Origin of the sequence: Metabacillus schmidteae, assembly GCF_903166545.1 — a bacterium.
Lineage (GTDB): Bacteria > Bacillota > Bacilli > Bacillales > Bacillaceae > Metabacillus > Metabacillus schmidteae.
The window spans coordinates 749858-768042 of record NZ_CAESCH010000002.1; the positions used below are offsets into that span (position 1 = coordinate 749858).

Genomic DNA, 18185 nt, shown 5'->3' on the forward strand with positions numbered 1-18185 from the left:
GGTATAATTGTCTGAAGATTTGAAAAGTAGGAGTGGTATTAATGAAGTTTAGTGAAAAAGAAGTGGAGCTGTTAGAGTTATTACAAGACGACTGCCGCTTAACCGGAGAACAAATCGCTAAAATGATTGATCTATCTGTAGATGAAACGAAAGAAATGATAAAAAAGCTTGAAGAGCAGCGAATTATCGTTGACTATACAGCACAAATAAACTGGGGAAAAGTTGAAGGTCATGAAGGTGTTAAGGCAATGATCGATGTAAAAGTTCAACCGAAGCGCGGTGTTGGCTTTGACGATATTGCGAAGCGCATTTACCGCTTTAATGAAGTAAAATCAGTTTATCTCATGTCTGGAGCATATGATCTCTCCGTCATCATTGAGGGCAAGTCAATGTCTGCGATTGCACAGTTTGTGTCTGAAAAGCTTTCTACTTTAGATTCAGTGTTATCAACAACAACTCATTTTATCTTAAAGAAATATAAACATGATGGTACTATATTTGAACAAGATGATGAGGATAAAAGAATCGTGGTATCTCCATGATTGAACCGTCTAATTATCTCTCAAGTACAGTCAAAAACTTAAAACCATCGGGAATTCGAAAGTTTTTTGACTTAGCTTCAAGCATGGAAGGTGTTATCTCTTTAGGTGTAGGTGAGCCAGATTTTGTTACCCCATGGAATGTGAGGGAAGCAAGTATTTTATCACTTGAGCAAGGACATACATCTTATACAGCCAATGCCGGATTGCTTGAATTAAGAAAAGAGATTAGTCATTACGTAAAGGAAAAAACGGGTATCACATACAGTGCAAAAGAAGAAGTTCTTGTAACTGTCGGTGCAAGCCAAGCACTTGATATTGCGTTAAGAGCGATTGTAAATCCCGGCGATGAAGTAATTGTCATCGAACCTAGCTTTGTTGCGTACTCGTCTTTAGTATCATTAGCAGGAGGAGTTCCTGTTTCTGTCCAAACAAGCGGGGAATTGGAATTTAAGTTACAACCCTCTGATTTAGAAAAAGCGATTACAGATAAAACAAAAGCGATTATTTTATGTTCTCCAAGTAACCCAACCGGAACTGTTCTCAATAAAGAGGACCTTGAAAAAATAGCTGGTATCATTGAAAAACATGATTTACTAGTTATTTCAGATGAAATATATGCTGAGCTGACCTATGATGAGACGTACACAAGCTTTGTTTCTGTTAAGGGAATGGCTGAAAGAACAATTCTTGTCTCAGGCTTCTCAAAAGGGTTTGCAATGACAGGTTGGCGTTTAGGATATGTTGCCGCACACCAGGAGTTTTTGGGTGCTATGTTAAAAATCCATCAATATGCAATGATGTGTGCTCCAACGATGGCTCAATACGCTGCTATTGAAGCGATTAAAAATGGAAAAGAAGATGTTATGCACATGAAAAAAAGCTACAGACAACGTAGAAACTTGTTTGTTAATGCTTTAAATGAAATGGGGCTTTCCTGTCATGTGCCTGGCGGTGCTTTTTATGCATTTCCTTCTATTCAGAAAACAAATCTTTCTTCAGAGGATTTTGCAGAGCAACTGTTAATGGAAGAAAAGGTAGCAGTTGTTCCTGGAAGTGTATTTGGTGAAAGTGGTGAGGGATATATTCGTTGTTCCTATGCATCTTCACTAGAACAACTTCAAGAGGCATTAAGAAGAATGCAGCGATTTGTAGAAAAAAAATGCTGACCATTTATTTAGGTCAGCGTAAATAGAGAAAAAAAGGGGGGGAATACTAGAAAGCCTTATGGGTATAGTATTCCCCTCTTTTTATATGTATTAAACATATTTTTTTGTTTTTTTTCCTCATTTATCTATCTCTCTATACAATCTCATTCCAATCCTGCAACAAAAACCTACAAATATTCGTTTAATGAGTGAAAGAGGAGGGCAGTGACCGCTATGAATGAAGAGGATTTAATTTTAAAAGCTAAACAAGGCAATATGACAGCATTCCAGCAGCTTGTAGAAATACATTATCCCATCGTTGAGAAATTTGCCTACCAATTAGGAAATAGACATGATGAGATTGAAGATATCACCCAGGAAGTATTTATCCGTGTATATCGTTTTCTTGATCAATTTACGAAAGCTAAATTTTCTACTTGGCTATATAAAATCACTTTAAATGTTACAAGAGATTTTGCACGTAAACGACAGTCTAACCTTCGAAAGGTATTTAAAATACAACAGGACTTTAGAAATGATGACTATCCTGAAACAGAAGCAGAAGTAATTCGAAATGAAGAAGACCGTATGCTGCATTTAGCCATTCAAAAACTGGATGAAAAATATCGAATTCCAATCGTGTTATTTTATTTTCATGAAAAAAAATATGAAGAAATTGCTGAAATCATGTCCATTTCGTTATCTACAGTTAAAACGAGAATACTTAGAGGAAAAACAATGCTAAAGAAAGTGTTAGAAGAGTTTAAACAGAAAGAAGGTGACATACATGGATGATAAATTATTTGAAGAACGAATGAAGCAACTAAAAAACTCCTACGACCATATGTCAACAATTTCTTCTGTTGAAAAAATAGTCGGTGAAGTGAAAAAAGCAGAAAAGCCGTATAAACGTAAAGTTAAGCTAACATTACCATATGTCGCTTCGTTTGTTGGAATTTTGTTCATAGCAGGCATATTAGCTACTCAGCTTTTAACTCAACCTGAAAATACAACTGTAGATAAACCATCACAAAACACGCCTGAAAACCGTCCTGTAACAGCGGATGAAGTTGATGCAACGATAAATGAAATAAGAGGTTATTATGAAAGAAAAGTGGATGAGCTTGAAAACAAGCTTGGATTTCCTGATGTGGAACAATATGCTTTTGTACAGGAAGCCAAAGAAGCTGTTCGAAAATTTGAAGGACGAACATCGTATAAATCTCAAACTGAACTGAAAAATTACTCAAATAATGTAAAGCAAATCATTGATTTACGAGTATCTCTACCTAACGAAGAATTTGAGTTAATCCGTACAATGTCAGAAGACAAACAAGTTAGTGACGAGGAAATCATCAAATATATTGAAAAATTGGAATATCTGAAAGAAAGATACACTGATAAATGGGAAAACCTTCATCAAATGCATCAAGGGCAAGTAACCAATATATCAGGATATGTGGATAAGTTAAATTCACCTGACTTTAACATGGGCTCCGAAGAATATATTGACTTAGTTGAAGAGATGAAACGTTTAGGATATCTCTTTATTAACGGTGGAGAAGGTACAATTTATTTTAAGATTAACTATACAAAAATTTCAGAAGCATTTAATGGCCGAATGTCAAAAGAATTAGTGCTTTATCTTGATATCAAGCAAGGAACTAAAATAGCATCTGATGCAGAATTGACTGTTACGAGAAAAGAACTTGAGGAAAAAATCATTCTTTTAGAAGGAATCATCTTAAAAAGTCCAACTTTTGAGGATCTAAACGACTTAAAGCTATTGTACCAACAATGGGTCGAGTATTATTTAATCGGGCTGGATAATTCTCCAGTTAAAGATAATCAAGGATATATGAAAGAAGATATTTTAAACGAGTTTAATACCTTTATTTCAGAATATCCAAACAGCGAGACTTCTATAATTGTACAAAGCTTTATGAGTAAATTAAAGGACCAAGATAATCAATGGACACCTCAATTAAAACAAGAAGCAGAAGCTCTTATCCCATTGAGCTTAAAAGTTGTTCCAAATGGATTACGTGTGAATTTATTACCATTGACAGACCAGATGATGGAAACGTATGAGGCTTACAAAGAATCTGAAAATAATCAGCTGTTAGAGGGTCCTTTTGCTGGCAATAATACAATCGATTTGGTGGTTGCAAGAATGTATATGTATGCTCTTGTAAAAGAGGATTATGAGATGGCATATGCCTTAACATACAAAGGTCCAGATGCTGATGTCCCAACACTTGAGCAATTCACATCAGAAATTAGGGAAGCAGAACTGAATATTCAAAAGTTATCAAATGAAGTGAAAATGGTTGATACAACCTATACACAAACTGGAGAAAGAGTTGAGCACACTTATATTAAACAAAATGGAGAAACAGTTCAGCTCAAGCTAAGACTTGAAGATGGTTATCCAAAAGTAGAATATCGTTCACTATTTTAAAGCAACGGGTTCATCGTTGCTTTTTTTAGGGTATACTACAATATGAGAGCAGTTCAAAATCTTTTGTCAAAAGCATCAAGCTGTGATATAATTTTTAATTGCGTATATTGGGACATATAAATATAAGAAAAATAGGAGTGTTAAATATGACAACTAAGTATGAAATAGGTAGTGTGCATACAGGAAAAGTAACAGGAATTCAACCATACGGAGCATTCGTTGCACTTGACGAAGAAACACAAGGATTAGTACACATTTCTGAAATTACTCATGGTTTTGTAAAGGATGTAAACGAGCACTTAAATATCAATGATGAAGTGCAAGTAAAAGTTCTTTCTATCGATGAGAAATCAGGAAAAATCAGCTTATCAATTCGTGCAACTCAAGAAGCACCAGTTGAAGAGAAAAAAGAAGCTCCTAAAAAACCAAAAAAACGTCAAGCGACTGTTAAGGCTGAAACAGAAACTCCTCAAGGCTTCAACACATTAAAGGATAAATTAGAAGAGTGGATCGAGCAATCTAAACGTGAAGAAGTAAAAAAATAAAAATGAACGGTAAAAAGGATGAACAATAATTTGTGCATCCTTTTTTTGTACTTTTTAAAGTGGAAAAACTTGGCTTATTGCCAAGTTCTAATGGCGAAAATCTTCCATAAAATTTATATACTTTCTGATAAGAAAAAAAGGCTAACCCAACGTTAGCCTCTTTGTATCGTTTATCTTGCTTCTGGACGAGGTTCTCTTGACACTTCTGCAGAAGGCTTAAATAGTAGCCCAAGGTTGATTAATCCGGCAATACCGACTAATCCGTAGATGATTCGTGATAATGCCGATGATTGTCCACCAAAGATAGCGGCTACTAAATCGAATTGAAAGAATCCGATTAGCCCCCAGTTAATGGCTCCAATAATTGTAAGTACAAGTGCTATACGTTGAATTGCGCTCATTGTGCAACCTCCTTATTTGTGAACTACACTATTAGGTTGTGAAGAATACGATTTTCTATTCAAAATTTTTCTTTTACAAAAGCAGATTTCTTTACAAGAAATTGTGAAAATTACATAATCTAAACTGTGGAGGCGATAATGGATGGAAAACTTTACATATTATAATCCGACAAAACTTATTTTTGGTAAGGGACAAGTCGAGCAATTAAAAGCAGAGATACCTCAATATGGAAAAAATGTTCTCCTGGTTTACGGAGGAGGAAGCATCAAGCGTAACGGTTTATATGACCAAGTCGTTGAGATCTTAAAAAAATCAAATCTTAACCTATTTGAATTAGCCGGGGTTGAACCGAATCCGAGATTGTCAACGGTTCATCGCGGAGTGGAGATTTGTAAAAAGGAAAATGTAGATTTTATTTTAGCTGTAGGCGGCGGAAGTGTTATTGACTGTTCAAAAGCGATTGCTGTTGGAGCAAAATACGAAGGTGATGCTTGGGATATTGTGACAAAGAAACATATTCCAACAGAAGCTTTACCATTTGGAACTGTTTTAACATTGGCTGCAACCGGTTCAGAAATGAATTCAGGCTCTGTTATTACAAATTGGGAAACAAAAGAAAAATACGGCTGGGGAAGTCCGCTAACTTTTCCTAAGTTTTCAATCTTAGACCCTGTAAATACATTTACGGTTCCAAAGAATCATACGGTATATGGAATTGTTGATATGATGTCACATATTTTTGAACAGTATTTTCATCATACGAAAAATACCCCATTACAAGACCGTTTCTGTGAATCAACACTTAAAACAGTTATCGAAGCAGCACCTAAATTAATTGAGGATTTAGAGAATTATGAGCTACGTGAGACCATTCTTTATTCAGGAACAATTGCTTTGAATGGACAGTTGCAAATGGGATATCGTGGTGATTGGGCAAGTCATAATATTGAGCATGCGGTATCTGCTGTGTATGATATTCCACATGCTGGAGGTCTGGCAATTCTTTTTCCAAACTGGATGAAGCATAATCTTGACGTTAATGTTTCTCGCTTTGTTCAGCTGGCAGTAAACGTGTTTGACGTTGACCCAACAGGTAAAGACGACCGAACTGTTGCTTTGGAGGGAATTGATCGACTGCGTGAATTCTGGAGTAGCATCGGTGCTCCAAGCCGATTACAGGATTATGACATTACCGATGAAAATATTGATCTCATGGCAGATAAAGCCATGATCAACGGTGAATTCGGAAACTTTAAACAGCTTAACAAGGAAGATGTTGTTGCTATTTTAACTGCTTCTCTATAAAAGTAGAAAACACGGAGGTTCTCCGTGTTTTCTACTTTTAGAAGGCTGCTTATTATAAAATCCTTTGTAAGAAAACTGTACCGTTTGATTCGAGCTCCTGGAGCTCGAATCAACCATTCACTGGGACTTATATTAAAAAATCTAATTATTTGAAAACAGTTTATGTATAAAAGAACTAAGAAATAAGAAAAGAAAAAATAAAAGTTATTGATAACGTTTACAATAAAGATCTTTGCTTGATTTAACCTATCAGTTTAGATAAAGTGATAATAAGCTATAATATAATGATGATTAATGGAGGAAAAACTGTTATGACGCATGTACGTTTTGACTACTCGAATGCCTTACCATTTTTTAACGAACATGAAATTACATACTTACGTGACTTTGTAAAAGTTGCACACCATTCTATTCATGAACAAACTGGCGCTGGAAGTGATTTCTTAGGCTGGGTGGATCTGCCGAAAAACTATGATAAAGAAGAATTTGCACGTATTCAAAAAAGTGCAGAAAAAATCAAAAATGATTCTGATGTTCTTCTTGTCATTGGAATTGGCGGTTCATACCTGGGAGCTCGTGCAGCTATTGAAATGCTGAATCATTCTTTCTACAATTCTTTAGCGAAAGAACAAAGACAAGCTCCACAAGTCATTTTTGTTGGAAATAACATTAGCTCTACATATATGAATGATGTTCTTGATTTACTTGAAGGAAAAGACTTCTCCATTAATGTTATTTCTAAATCTGGTACAACAACAGAGCCTGCTTTAGCATTCCGTATCTTCAGAAAACTACTTGAAGAGAAATACGGCAAAGCGGAAGCAAAACAACGTATCTATGCAACAACTGACAAAGCTCGTGGCGCATTAAAAACACTTGCTACTGAAGAAGGATACGAATCGTTTATCATTCCTGATGATGTAGGCGGTCGTTATTCTGTCTTAACAGCTGTTGGTTTGTTACCGATTGCTGTAACAGGCGTTGATATTGAGGCAATGATGAAAGGTGCTGCAGCTGCTAGTGACGACTTTGGTAAGTCCGAGCTTGAGGAAAACCCTGCATACCAATACGCAGTTGTTCGTAATGTTCTTTATAATAAAGGGAAAACAATTGAAATGCTTATTAACTATGAGCCAGGACTTCAATACTTTGCTGAATGGTGGAAGCAACTATTTGGTGAAAGTGAAGGGAAAGACCAAAAAGGAATTTATCCTTCTTCTGCAAACTTCTCAACAGATCTTCATTCATTAGGTCAATATGTACAAGAAGGACGTCGTGACATTTTTGAAACTGTTATCAATGTTGAAACATCTCGTCATGAGCTAACTGTAGAAGCAGAAGAAAGTGATTTGGACGGATTAAATTACCTTGCTGGTAAATCTGTAGATTTCGTTAACAAAAAGGCATTCCAAGGTACAATGTTAGCTCACACTGATGGAGGAGTACCAAACTTAGTTGTTTCTATTCCTCAAATGGATGAGTACACATTTGGTTACTTAGTGTATTTCTTCGAAAAAGCATGTGCAATGAGCGGTTACTTATTAGGAGTAAATCCATTTGACCAACCAGGTGTTGAAGCATACAAAGTAAATATGTTTGCATTACTTGGAAAACCCGGCTTTGAAGAGAAAAAAGCTGAGCTTGAAAAACGCTTAGAAAAATAAATTTCAAATTAAAAAGGTCGACTAATTGTCGGCCTTTTTAATTTGAAATTAGCTATAGCATGATTTTTCACAAATGGGCAAATCTAAAGAAAAAGGAGGGTTTGCCATGATTGAAGTTCGTTCAAGATTAGAAGGACAAACATTTCAATTATATGACTTAGAACAAACACTTAAGCCTTTAGGATATGATATTGGTGGAAACTGGGATTATGACCACGGTTCCTTTGATTATAAAATGGATTCAGAAGTTGGCTATCAATTTTTGAGAATTCCTTTTACATCAGTAGATGGTCAGCTTGACTCAAGAAATACAACAGTCAAGCTTGGAACACCTTTTCTTTTATCACATAAATATCAGATAGGTTTAGATGACCATGTCCATATTGGGAATTTTAGTGCTTCCTTTGATCAATTTCAGGAGCCGGTTGATAAGGATGCAACCTTCCCGGAAGAATATATTGATTTGGGGAAGGCGCTAGTGAAGGAGCTTGAGGCTGCATTATTAGATTAGTGAGTAAAGACAATTAGAAAATCATGCTGTTGAATTGTATAGGAGAGGGGTGGATTTACTTTTGCCTCATCTCCTCTTTTTATACCAATTAAGATCGATTCGTTTTCCAGCAGTTCATAACTGGCTTCTCTAAATGATTTACCAATGAATCTAGAATCAACTGGAATGATTTTGAATGAATTTCCTGTAGCTGGATTAAACTCCGAGTAAAATGATGACAAACCGCTTTTGGCAAGGTAACTACTCATCATTAAATGACTTGTTAGTTTATAGGTTTTAATGATTTCATCTGCTCCTGCTCTTGTTGCATTATTATTTTGTTGCTCTGTTAAAATTTCAACTACACAATATAGTTTAGGGTTAATCCCTTTTAATGCTAATAGGACGAGAATAGAATTCATATCTGCATCTTGTTCGTTTTTGTGTTGGTCAGCAGTAATAATCGCTGCATCTGCGTCAAGGACTTTTGCTTTTAATAAAGTTTCGTCATGGATCGGATTTCCTTTAATAAAATGTACGTTCTCGATTAAAGGTGATTCTTTTAATGACGAATCTATAAGGACGATTTGTTTAAAGGGTTTAACTGCTTGAAGAGAGTCAACCATTTCTTTGGCTTTTTCATTCCAACCTATTAAGACAATATGATTTTTTCCTGTAAACCTAACTCTCCCTTCTAAATAGGAATGTTGCTTTTTAATAGCCGCGGTTGATACACTAGCAAAATAAGCAGTAACAAAACTTGCTCCGGCTAATATCATTAGCATAGCTACACCTCTGCCAACATAGGTTTGAGGGACATAATCTCCAAATCCTACAGTAGAAACAGTGACAACAGCCCACCAAACTCCATCAAAAATTGTGGGGAATTCCTTGGGCTCCACAAGTGAAATGATTTCCCCAAATACCAGAACAATAAGGAGAACGATAATGGTAATCCGGTAATGAATGGGCCAGCGAAGCCATTGAACAATTGTTCTATTTGTTCTAGCCATTATGATTCTCCCTTCTTATTAGGTAAAAATGATAAAACCTCTTTAACAATAGTATTGATTTTTGCTGTTACTTCCTCTCTGCCATAAACCTTAATAGCTTTCTCTATCGTCTCGACGGTCTCTTCTGAAAATTCTATTAATGCCCTATCTTCTTCGGAGTCATTATAAAACCCGATAAATGTATCTAAGCCTTCGTTCATTTTATCTATTGCTTCACTTAAAAGTTTCTTTTCTTCATCGGTCACTTTCAAGTAGTATCACATCCTTCGTAAGACGATCATAATCATTTATTAGTTTTAGTATGTACACCATGCAGACGTAGCTTGCGTATTTATGGAAATTAAATTTCTATGGTAGAAAAAATGCTTTTGCTCACACTATAACTAGGGATTACAACTTATAAGGAGGGTATATACAATGTTTTTTCATCCACTGGATTTTTTAATTATTATTGCTTTCGGACTTTCATTATGGGCTCAATTTAGGGTGAAAGGAAATTTTGAAAAATATGCAAAAGTATACTCATCTTCAGGATTAACAGGTGCTGAGATAGCGAGAAAAATACTAGATCGGAATGGGTTAGTTGATGTACCGGTTGAGCATATAAGAGGGGCGTTAACAGATCATTATGATCCTATGCGAAAAACAGTTAGGTTATCGGATTCAGTATACGGCAGTCAATCAATTGCTGCTGTCTCAGTTGCAGCACATGAAGTTGGCCATGCCATTCAGCATAGTGAGGCATACGGAGCACTTGTTCTACGTCATAAAATGTTTCCTATTGTAAATTTCACATCAGGTATCGCTCCATTTTTATTGTTCGGGGGATTTTTATTAGGGAGTTTCAATTTAATTGGTTTAGGTATCATCTTTTTTTCAGCTGTTGTTGCTTTTCAGCTTGTCACCCTTCCAGTAGAATATAATGCAAGTTCAAGAGCGAAGCATATTATGATTTCTGAGGGGCTGATGACAAATGAAGAGGAACGGGGCGTTAGTAAAGTTTTAAATGCTGCTGCTCTAACATATGTTGCTGCTGCACTTTTATCCTTGCTTCAGCTATTTAAGTTTATTGCGATATTCTCTCAAGGAAATCGAGAATAAAACTATAAATAGTTCGAAAGTCGAAAATTGTCAAAAAATAAAGTTTATTCTAGGCAATTAAAGCTATATATGATACATTCTCATATAGAAATAGTAAATTTTAGAAAAATATTGTTACTAAAATGGGAGAGACCAATGAATAAATATTTTCAGTTATTGGTGAAAAATGTAAAGAAACAGCTTGAAACATGGCTAAATGAAAAGGAAGTTATTCAACATAAGGAAGTATATAGATTTTTACATTCAATTGCAGGAACAGCATCAACAATAGGATTTACAGTTGCCGGTGATATGGCAAGGAAACTAATGGGTCAACTAAATTTGGATGAAGAAAGGGAGTGGAAAAAAGAGGACTTACAATCTTTTTTACTACCTCTTATTTCTATCATTTACTATGAGGAATATTCAAATATCGATGAAATTATTGAAAGAAAAAGTGAATATGAAGATAAAAAGCTAATTTTACTAATTGATGATGATACAGCTCTTTTAATGTATTTAAAGGAAAAGTTGGAAGAAAACGATTGGATTGTTATAGCTGTTGCTGACCCTGATCGAGCGATCAACTCTTATTATGATTTAAATCCTAGTTGTGTCATTATTGATATTCATATGAAAGACAAGAATGGGTTGGATGTGTTGTTACAACTTAAAGAAAAAATGAAACAGCAATTTATTCCAACAATCATGATAAGCAATGATCAATCAAAAGAGTTAAGAATCAAAAGCTATAAGCTAGGTACAGATGATTTTATTCATAAACCAATAGACATAGAAGAATTTGTTGTCCGTATAAACCGTCAATTAGAAAGAAAGCAGGCAATTGATAATGTCATGTTAATTGACGAACTAACACGAGTATATAATCGCAAGTTTTTACCACAAACCTATGACCGCTTTGTAAGTAGTTTGAATAGAAGACGACAACCATTTTGTATGGCTCTATTAGATTTGGATCACTTTAAAAATGTAAATGACACGTATGGTCACATCGTAGGAGACGAGGTATTGGCAACATTTGCTGATACGGTAAGAAAAGGGTTGCGTATTAATGACATTATTATCCGATATGGCGGGGAGGAATTCATTATTCTGCTTCCTGAAACAAAAACTAGGGAAGCTAAGCTTGTACTTGAAAGAATTTTAAAGGAATTTTCCAACATTCCCTTTGAGGCAAATGATGAGGAGTTTTATTGTTCATTTTCTTCAGGTATACATGAAGTACAATCAAATGAAACTGATTTAAAAAAGAATATTGAAATTGCAGATGCTGCCCTTTATGAAGCTAAGCAGGCTGGAAGAAATCAAATTAAGGTGGCAGCAGTTCATAATCTGGAGATTAAAAAGAAACCAATTCATGTTGGAATAGTGGATGATGATCCAATTATTCGAACAATGTTGGAGGATTTAATTAGCAAAAGTAAAATTATGGACGATTTTACTGTTGATATTCAGACGTTTAAAGATGGTATGGAATTTATTGAAGCAGATTGGCATTTGAAAAATAATGAACAATTTTTAATTATTTTAGATGGTATGATGCCTAGAATGGATGGATTAGAGGTATTGCAAAAGCTTAGGGCCCTTCCATATCAAGAGAGATTTACTGTAATGATGTTAACGTCACGAAAAAGCGAACATGACATCACGAGAGCATTAAAATTAGGAGCAGATGATTATATTACAAAACCATTTAAGCTGTTGGAGCTCGAAACACGGTTAGGCCATTTAATTAAGAGGATGAAATAATATGATTGAATTGAGTCTCGTTTTTCTCCTTATTTTTTTTCTTGGAATGTTTTTTCTTTTAGTTAGTCTTTTTCTGTACATGATGATTGTAAAGAGAATTCGAAATGAAACGAGAAAAAAAATTGAAGGATATAAAGAAACATATCGATTAGATATGTTTCATTTTTTACAATCAGGTAATGAAGGCTCTTTAAAACCAGATGGAAGTCAGGAAAAGTTTATTGCCCTTATAGAACTTCTTAATGAGTATGCGGATGTATTGGATAGTGAAGATATTAAGCAAAGAATAAGTAACTTTGCCAAAAGATATTTAACAAATTATATTGTTGATCAGATAAAGAAAAAACGGTGGAGCTTACGGATGAATGCTCTTTATTCAATTGAAGACTTTTACATGGATCACCTAGTAGATCTTTTACACGATATTTATAATAAAAAGCACATTTCTGTCACTGAAAAAATTCAAATGCTAAGGTTGTTTGCAAAATTTAATGATAACAAAACAGTTGAATATATAAAGAATGTGGATTCATCTATTTCTGACTTTGATTTATTAACAATCCTATCTCTTTTCGAGGAGGATTCTTTTAACGAATTAGTCAAAGACTTTGACACATTTTCTAAACAGATGCAATATATGATCATTGAAACAATTGGGAAGAAACAATACTTGCATCACCACAATCTCCTAGAGAAATTGCTTCAAAGTGATGATGAAGAAATGAGAATACGAACCTTAAAAGCTTATGCTTATACAGGTGCACCAATGAATGAAACAACGTTAAGAGCTTTCTTTTCATCATCTAATTGGCAGGTACGAATGATGGCTGCAAAGGTAGCTGGGGCAAGAAGATTAAGTGTTTTTGAACATCAACTTATTACTTTATTATCAGATCATGAGTACGTTGTCAGGGCAGAAGCAGCTAAAGCAATTCTGCAGTTTAAAGGTGGAATAAACATGCTAAAGAAAGTCATAGAGGAAACAACAGATAGATTTGCCAGGGATATGGCACAGGAATGGATTAGCAAAGAGAGCGGTGATGATCATTAATTGGTCTGATTTCTTAGTTGTCGGTAGCTGGGTTATATTGATATATATGTTTGTAATTATTGCTGTTTATGGTGGTATGTTAATCATTTCTCTTTTTCATATCCGAAAAACATATGAACTAGACGAGTTTGAGCCATATGAGGAATTGTTACAATCGGAATTTACAAAGCCGGTATCTATTCTTGTTCCTGCTTACAATGAATCCGCCGGAATTTATGGGAGTATACGGTCATTGATCAGTATTGAATATCCAGAATATGAAATTATTATTATAAATGATGGATCAAAGGATGATACACTGGAAAAACTTATTGACCGTTTTAACATGATAAAAATTAATCGTGTCATACGAAAGCAATTGGAAACAAAAGAAGTAAAGGGAATTTATCAATCCACTATCTATCCTAATTTAATTGTCATTGACAAAGAAAATGGAGGAAAGGCGGATGCTTTAAATGCAGGAATTAATTTATCACGATATCCATATTTTTGCTCACTTGATGGAGATTCAATTATTGAGCGCAATGCATTCCTTAAAGTATTAAAACCAATTATAGAATCTGATGATGAGGTGATTGCCTCTGGGGGCAGTGTGAGAATTGCCAATGGATGTGATATCCAAAACGGTGAACTCGTTAATGTGGAACTTTCGAGAAAACCACTTGTTATTATGCAGATTATCGAGTATTTGCGGGCGTTTTTAACAGGAAGGGTTGGTTTGAGTGAAAACAACTTACTTCTAATTGTATCAGGTGCCTTTGGTGTTTTTTCAAAGAAATGGGTGGTTGAAGCAGGCGGCTATGCTCACACTGTTGGTGAGGATATGGAATTAGTTGTTCGTCTTCATCGATTAATTAAAGAAAAAAAGGCAAATAAAAAAATTATCTATGTACCGGATCCGGTTTGCTGGACCGAAGCACCTGAGTCTATTAAATATTTACGCCGTCAACGAAAAAGATGGCATAAAGGTTTGTTTGATAGCCTTTGGAAACATCGAAAACTTATGTTTAATCCTAAGTATGGATCAATTGGATTATTTTCGATGCCGTATTTCTTTTTTGTTGAATTTTTAGGACCGTTAATAGAGTTGATTGGGTATATCATTCTAATTATCTCTATTTTTACCGGAAGTATTTTTTTTGAATTCGCCATTATCTTTTTCCTTCTTTCACTTATTTATGGATCTATATATTCCATGGCGTCTGTTTTATTAGAGGAGTGGAGTATGGAAAGATATCCTAAGGTAAAACACTTTGTCATCCTTTTTCTTGTTTCCATGACAGAAACACTCTGGTATCGTCCTCTTACAGTTATATGGAGGGTAGAGGGAATGATAGAGATGGTAACAGGGAAAAAAGGTTGGGGAGAAATGGTGAGAAAAGGTGTGTCAAATGACTAAGAAAAATGTATTTCTTTCAGTTGGATTTCTACTACTGCTTATGATTTTCTCAGCTCCTTTTTGGACATGGCAATTAAAAGCAAGTAAAGATCTTAACGTACTTATTGTCGACAAAACAGTTCCGGATCAATCTTACCGTGAGCATAAAGGATTGATCTGGATACTAAACCATTTAAAGCTTAAAAAAGAGGGAACTACCTATAATCAAGAGGATGATTATGTAGGCTTTGTTCCAACTGACAATCCGCCGGAGTTTCAAACACGGGACCTTCCGGAAGATTTATCTTCTTATGATATTTTATATTTAGCCGATGGATACGGCGTATACAAAGATGAATATATGGGCGGTAACCAGGAGGGGAATCGGTCAGAGCTACTTTATGGAGGTATAACACAAGGGGAAGTTCAAGCACTAAATGCTTCATTAATAGAAAATAACCAAACATTAATTGCAGAGTTTAATACATTTGGCTCTCCAACTGAGACAAATGTAAGGGGAGACTTTTATCATTTATTGAATTTAGATTGGACTGGCTGGATGGGAAGGTATTTCCATGATTTAACTAATAGTGAAGTGCCTGTCTGGGTAAAGCAAAATTACGAAGCACAATATAAAGAGCCTTTTGAATTTAAAGGAAACGGATTTGTTTTTGTTAATGAGAAAGATCAAGTTGTCGTGTTAACAGACAAAGATATGTCGGAAAATCATGCATTATTTCAGTTAACAGACAATGGGCAAAACCAATTCGATTTAACAAAGCCTGTTCAATATAATTATTGGTTTGATATTGTGGAGGCACGGAATGAAGAAGAGGTACAAGCAACATTTGAATTATCATTAACAGATAGCGGCAAACAAAAATTAGAAGATCATGGAATTCCAATTCAATTTCCTGCTGTCATTCATCATCAAGATCAATCATATGACACCTACTACTTTGCAGGTGATTTTGTTGATCAGGAAAAAGTTCCAACTATTTTTCAAATGAATGGATTGTCGTGGTGGCAAAAATTATTTTCGTTTGAAAGAGAAGGGAGAACAGATACTTTCTTTTGGAAAGCTTATGTTCCAATGATGACTGAAATATTAACTAAAGAGAAGGTTTATGGCACTAATCAGAAAGCTATTGTTGAGCCTGAAATCCTTAACAAGGAAGGTATAAAACTGACTGGTGCTGCAAGTGACGAGTATCTTCAAGTTTATAAAAATGGGAAATGGGAAGATATGCTGATAAAAGGCGTTAATATGGGGATCGCGAAACCAGGAACTTTCCCCGGAGAAACCGGGATTACCAAGGAAGAGTATGCAAGATGGTTTGATCAAATAAGTGAAATGAACGCAAATGCACTTCGTGTTTACACAATTCATCCACCTGCATTTTATCAAGCTTTGTTTGAACATAATATCAGCACGAAGAATCCAATCTATTTATTCCATGGAGTATGGGTAAATGAGGATGTCTTTTTTGATGAGGATAAGAAAAAAACAGCTTATGACCCTGAAGTAATGGATGATTTTAAAGCAGAGATACAACGGACAATTGATATTATTCATGGAAATGCTTTTATTGAAGAAAGGGCTGGACATGCAAGTGGGAAATATGTTCATGATTTGTCTCCATATTTATTAGGTTGGGTTATTGGGGTTGAGTGGGATCCTAAAGCTGTTGTAAGAACAAATGAGAAATACCCGGACAAAACGAGCTTTGATGGACAATATTTTACAACTTCAAATTCGTCACCTTTTGAAGTGTGGCTTGCTGAGATGATGGATTTTACAGCAAAATATGAAGCAGACACATACAACTGGCAGCATCCGATGAGTTTTACGAACTGGGTAACTACAGACCTATTAGAGCATCCTGCTGAACCAAGTGAAGAAGAAGATATGGTATCAATAAATCCAAATCTAATTAAAGCGAAGGAAACATTCTACCCGGGAGTGTTTGCATCTTATCATATTTATCCGTATTACCCTGATTTCTTAAACTACGAGGAAAAGTACGTAAACTATGTTGATCATCGGGGAGAAAAGAATAACTATGCAGGCTATCTAAATGATATGAAAGAACATCATGATATGCCCGTACTAGTTGCTGAATATGGGATTCCGGCATCTAGAGGTTTAACACATGAAAACGTCCATGGTTATGACCAAGGTCACCATTCGGAACAAGAGCAAGGCCAATATTTAGTTAGTTTATATGAAGACATAGTTAAAGAAAAGATGGCTGGCGGTCTCGTTTTTGCATGGCAGGATGAATGGTTCAAACGGACATGGAACACGATGGATTATGATAATCCTAACCGCAGACCATACTGGGATAATATCCAAACAAATGAGCAGCATTTTGGTTTGCTGAGCTTTGATCCGGATACGGAAGAAAAGCAGTTGCTTATAGATGGAGAAACCTCCGATTGGGAGAATAGAAATGAGCAGCCAATTGTAGAGGGGAAAGAACAAGACATCATTAAAGATATTTTTATGTCCAGTGATGAACGAGGCTTGTTTATCCGTATTGATTATGATGAAAAACAATGGAATCCTAAGAATTTTAATACGTCGCTCCTGTTAGACACAATAAAAGGTCAAGGACAGTCGACTATTCCAAGCGTCGATAGTGTGAAGGAAGATGGAATCGATTTTGTCGTAGAGCTTAATGGTGAAGAAACATCAAGGGTTTTAATTGATAGTTATTATGACACGTTTTACTATCACTATGGACATCTTCTTGAGATGATTCCAATGAAAAATTATGCGAACAAAAAAAATAATGGGGTATATCATCCTATTCGCTTAACACTTAATAAAGAATTGACGATAAATAATGAAGAGGGACAACTAAAAGTACCTTTTTCTGATTATGAAACAGGTAAATTAACATATGGTAATGGCAATCCTGAGATGGAAAATTCCTCTTCTCTTGCGGATTTCTATATAAAAGATGGAACACTTGAACTCCGCTTGCCTTGGTTACTGTTGAATGTAAAGGACCCTAGTCAGAAAGAAATTATAGGTGATTTATGGTCAGGGAAATCTCTAGAAGATAATTCAGAAACAATTGATTCTGTTTTTGCCAAAATTGTGGTTTCAAGCAAAAATAAAGAATCTGTACAGCAAATACCTTCTTCTAAAGGAGAATGGATTAAGTATTCGTGGGATAAGTGGGAAGAACCAACCTACCATGAACGGTTGAAAAAATCCTATGATTACTTGCAAGAGGCGTTTGGAAGGATAATGAAAGATTAATAAAAGAAAAGAAATCTCAGACTTGATATAAGCTTATTCGGGTCTGGGATTTTTAACAGAGGAGAGAC

The 18185-nt window shown here is 35.2% G+C and carries 16 protein-coding genes; 13 read left to right on the forward strand and 3 right to left on the reverse strand.

The window, feature by feature from the left end:
• The first annotated feature begins 41 nt into the window (after positions 1-41).
• From HWV59_RS24470 to yugI, 5 genes are all read left to right on the forward strand, one after another.
• Positions 42-542: an Lrp/AsnC family transcriptional regulator gene (locus HWV59_RS24470; RefSeq protein WP_102228670.1), complete on the forward strand. Its 501-nt coding sequence runs from the start codon at positions 42-44 to the stop codon at positions 540-542.
• Positions 539-1708 (forward strand): aminotransferase, encoded by a 1170-nt coding sequence (locus tag HWV59_RS24475; protein WP_175640599.1) that lies wholly within the window; start codon positions 539-541, stop codon positions 1706-1708. The genes HWV59_RS24470 and HWV59_RS24475 overlap by 4 nt, the downstream gene beginning before the upstream one ends.
• A gap of 213 nt (positions 1709-1921) precedes the next feature.
• Positions 1922-2482, forward strand: a complete 561-nt coding sequence (locus HWV59_RS24480) for an RNA polymerase sigma factor (RefSeq protein WP_102228672.1) — start codon at positions 1922-1924, stop codon at positions 2480-2482.
• A complete protein-coding gene (locus HWV59_RS24485) occupies positions 2475-4148 on the forward strand; it encodes a hypothetical protein (protein WP_175640600.1) in 1674 nt (557 codons plus the stop codon). Before HWV59_RS24480 ends, HWV59_RS24485 begins: the two co-directional genes overlap by 8 nt.
• A 146-nt stretch (positions 4149-4294) precedes the next feature.
• Positions 4295-4693 (forward strand): S1 domain-containing post-transcriptional regulator GSP13, encoded by a 399-nt coding sequence (gene yugI / locus HWV59_RS24490; protein WP_102228674.1) that lies wholly within the window; start codon positions 4295-4297, stop codon positions 4691-4693.
• 170 nt (positions 4694-4863) lie between these two features.
• Here the strand turns inward: yugI and HWV59_RS24495 are convergent, their stop codons facing one another.
• A complete protein-coding gene (locus HWV59_RS24495; RefSeq protein WP_102228675.1) occupies positions 4864-5094 on the reverse strand; it encodes a DUF378 domain-containing protein in 231 nt (76 codons plus the stop codon).
• A gap of 142 nt (positions 5095-5236) precedes the next feature.
• Here HWV59_RS24495 and HWV59_RS24500 point away from each other — a divergent pair, with 142 nt between their 5' ends.
• The 3 genes from HWV59_RS24500 (at position 5237) to HWV59_RS24510 (ending at position 8575) form a co-directional block, all read left to right on the forward strand.
• The gene (locus HWV59_RS24500) at positions 5237-6400 is read left to right on the forward strand and encodes an iron-containing alcohol dehydrogenase (RefSeq protein ID WP_175640601.1); all 1164 of its coding nucleotides are present in this window, start codon (positions 5237-5239) and stop codon (positions 6398-6400) included.
• 311 nt (positions 6401-6711) lie between these two features.
• Positions 6712-8064, forward strand: a complete 1353-nt coding sequence (locus HWV59_RS24505) for a glucose-6-phosphate isomerase (RefSeq protein WP_102228677.1) — start codon at positions 6712-6714, stop codon at positions 8062-8064.
• Between the two features lie 106 nt (positions 8065-8170).
• A complete protein-coding gene (locus HWV59_RS24510; RefSeq protein WP_102228678.1) occupies positions 8171-8575 on the forward strand; it encodes a YugN-like family protein in 405 nt (134 codons plus the stop codon).
• Here HWV59_RS24510 and HWV59_RS24515 read toward each other — a convergent pair.
• Together HWV59_RS24515 and HWV59_RS24520 are read right to left on the reverse strand one after the other, a co-directional pair.
• Complete coding sequence (locus HWV59_RS24515) at positions 8572-9567, reverse strand: potassium channel family protein (protein ID WP_175640602.1); 996 nt, start codon at positions 9565-9567, stop codon at positions 8572-8574. The two genes, HWV59_RS24510 and HWV59_RS24515, sit on opposite strands and share 4 nt — an antisense overlap.
• The gene (locus tag HWV59_RS24520) at positions 9567-9818 is read right to left on the reverse strand and encodes a hypothetical protein (protein ID WP_102228680.1); all 252 of its coding nucleotides are present in this window, start codon (positions 9816-9818) and stop codon (positions 9567-9569) included. Before HWV59_RS24520 ends, HWV59_RS24515 begins: the two co-directional genes overlap by 1 nt.
• Positions 9819-9984: 166 nt before the next feature.
• Between HWV59_RS24520 and HWV59_RS24525 the strand changes: the two genes are divergently transcribed.
• The 5 genes from HWV59_RS24525 to HWV59_RS24545 all read left to right on the forward strand — a co-directional run bounded on the left by HWV59_RS24525 (position 9985) and on the right by HWV59_RS24545 (position 18117).
• Positions 9985-10668 carry a zinc metallopeptidase gene (locus HWV59_RS24525; protein ID WP_102228681.1) on the forward strand — a complete coding sequence of 228 codons (684 nt, stop codon included), beginning with the start codon at positions 9985-9987 and terminating at the stop codon, positions 10666-10668.
• A 135-nt stretch (positions 10669-10803) separates the two neighbouring features.
• The gene (locus HWV59_RS24530; RefSeq protein WP_102228682.1) at positions 10804-12417 is read left to right on the forward strand and encodes a GGDEF domain-containing response regulator; all 1614 of its coding nucleotides are present in this window, start codon (positions 10804-10806) and stop codon (positions 12415-12417) included.
• 1 nt (position 12418) lies between these two features.
• Complete coding sequence (locus tag HWV59_RS24535) at positions 12419-13468, forward strand: HEAT repeat domain-containing protein (RefSeq protein ID WP_175640603.1); 1050 nt, start codon at positions 12419-12421, stop codon at positions 13466-13468.
• Positions 13458-14867: a glycosyltransferase family 2 protein gene (locus tag HWV59_RS24540; protein ID WP_175640604.1), complete on the forward strand. Its 1410-nt coding sequence runs from the start codon at positions 13458-13460 to the stop codon at positions 14865-14867. Before HWV59_RS24535 ends, HWV59_RS24540 begins: the two co-directional genes overlap by 11 nt.
• Positions 14860-18117, forward strand: coding sequence for a hypothetical protein (locus tag HWV59_RS24545; RefSeq protein ID WP_175640605.1), 3258 nt, complete (start codon positions 14860-14862; stop codon positions 18115-18117). Before HWV59_RS24540 ends, HWV59_RS24545 begins: the two co-directional genes overlap by 8 nt.
• Positions 18118-18185: the final 68 nt, after the last annotated feature.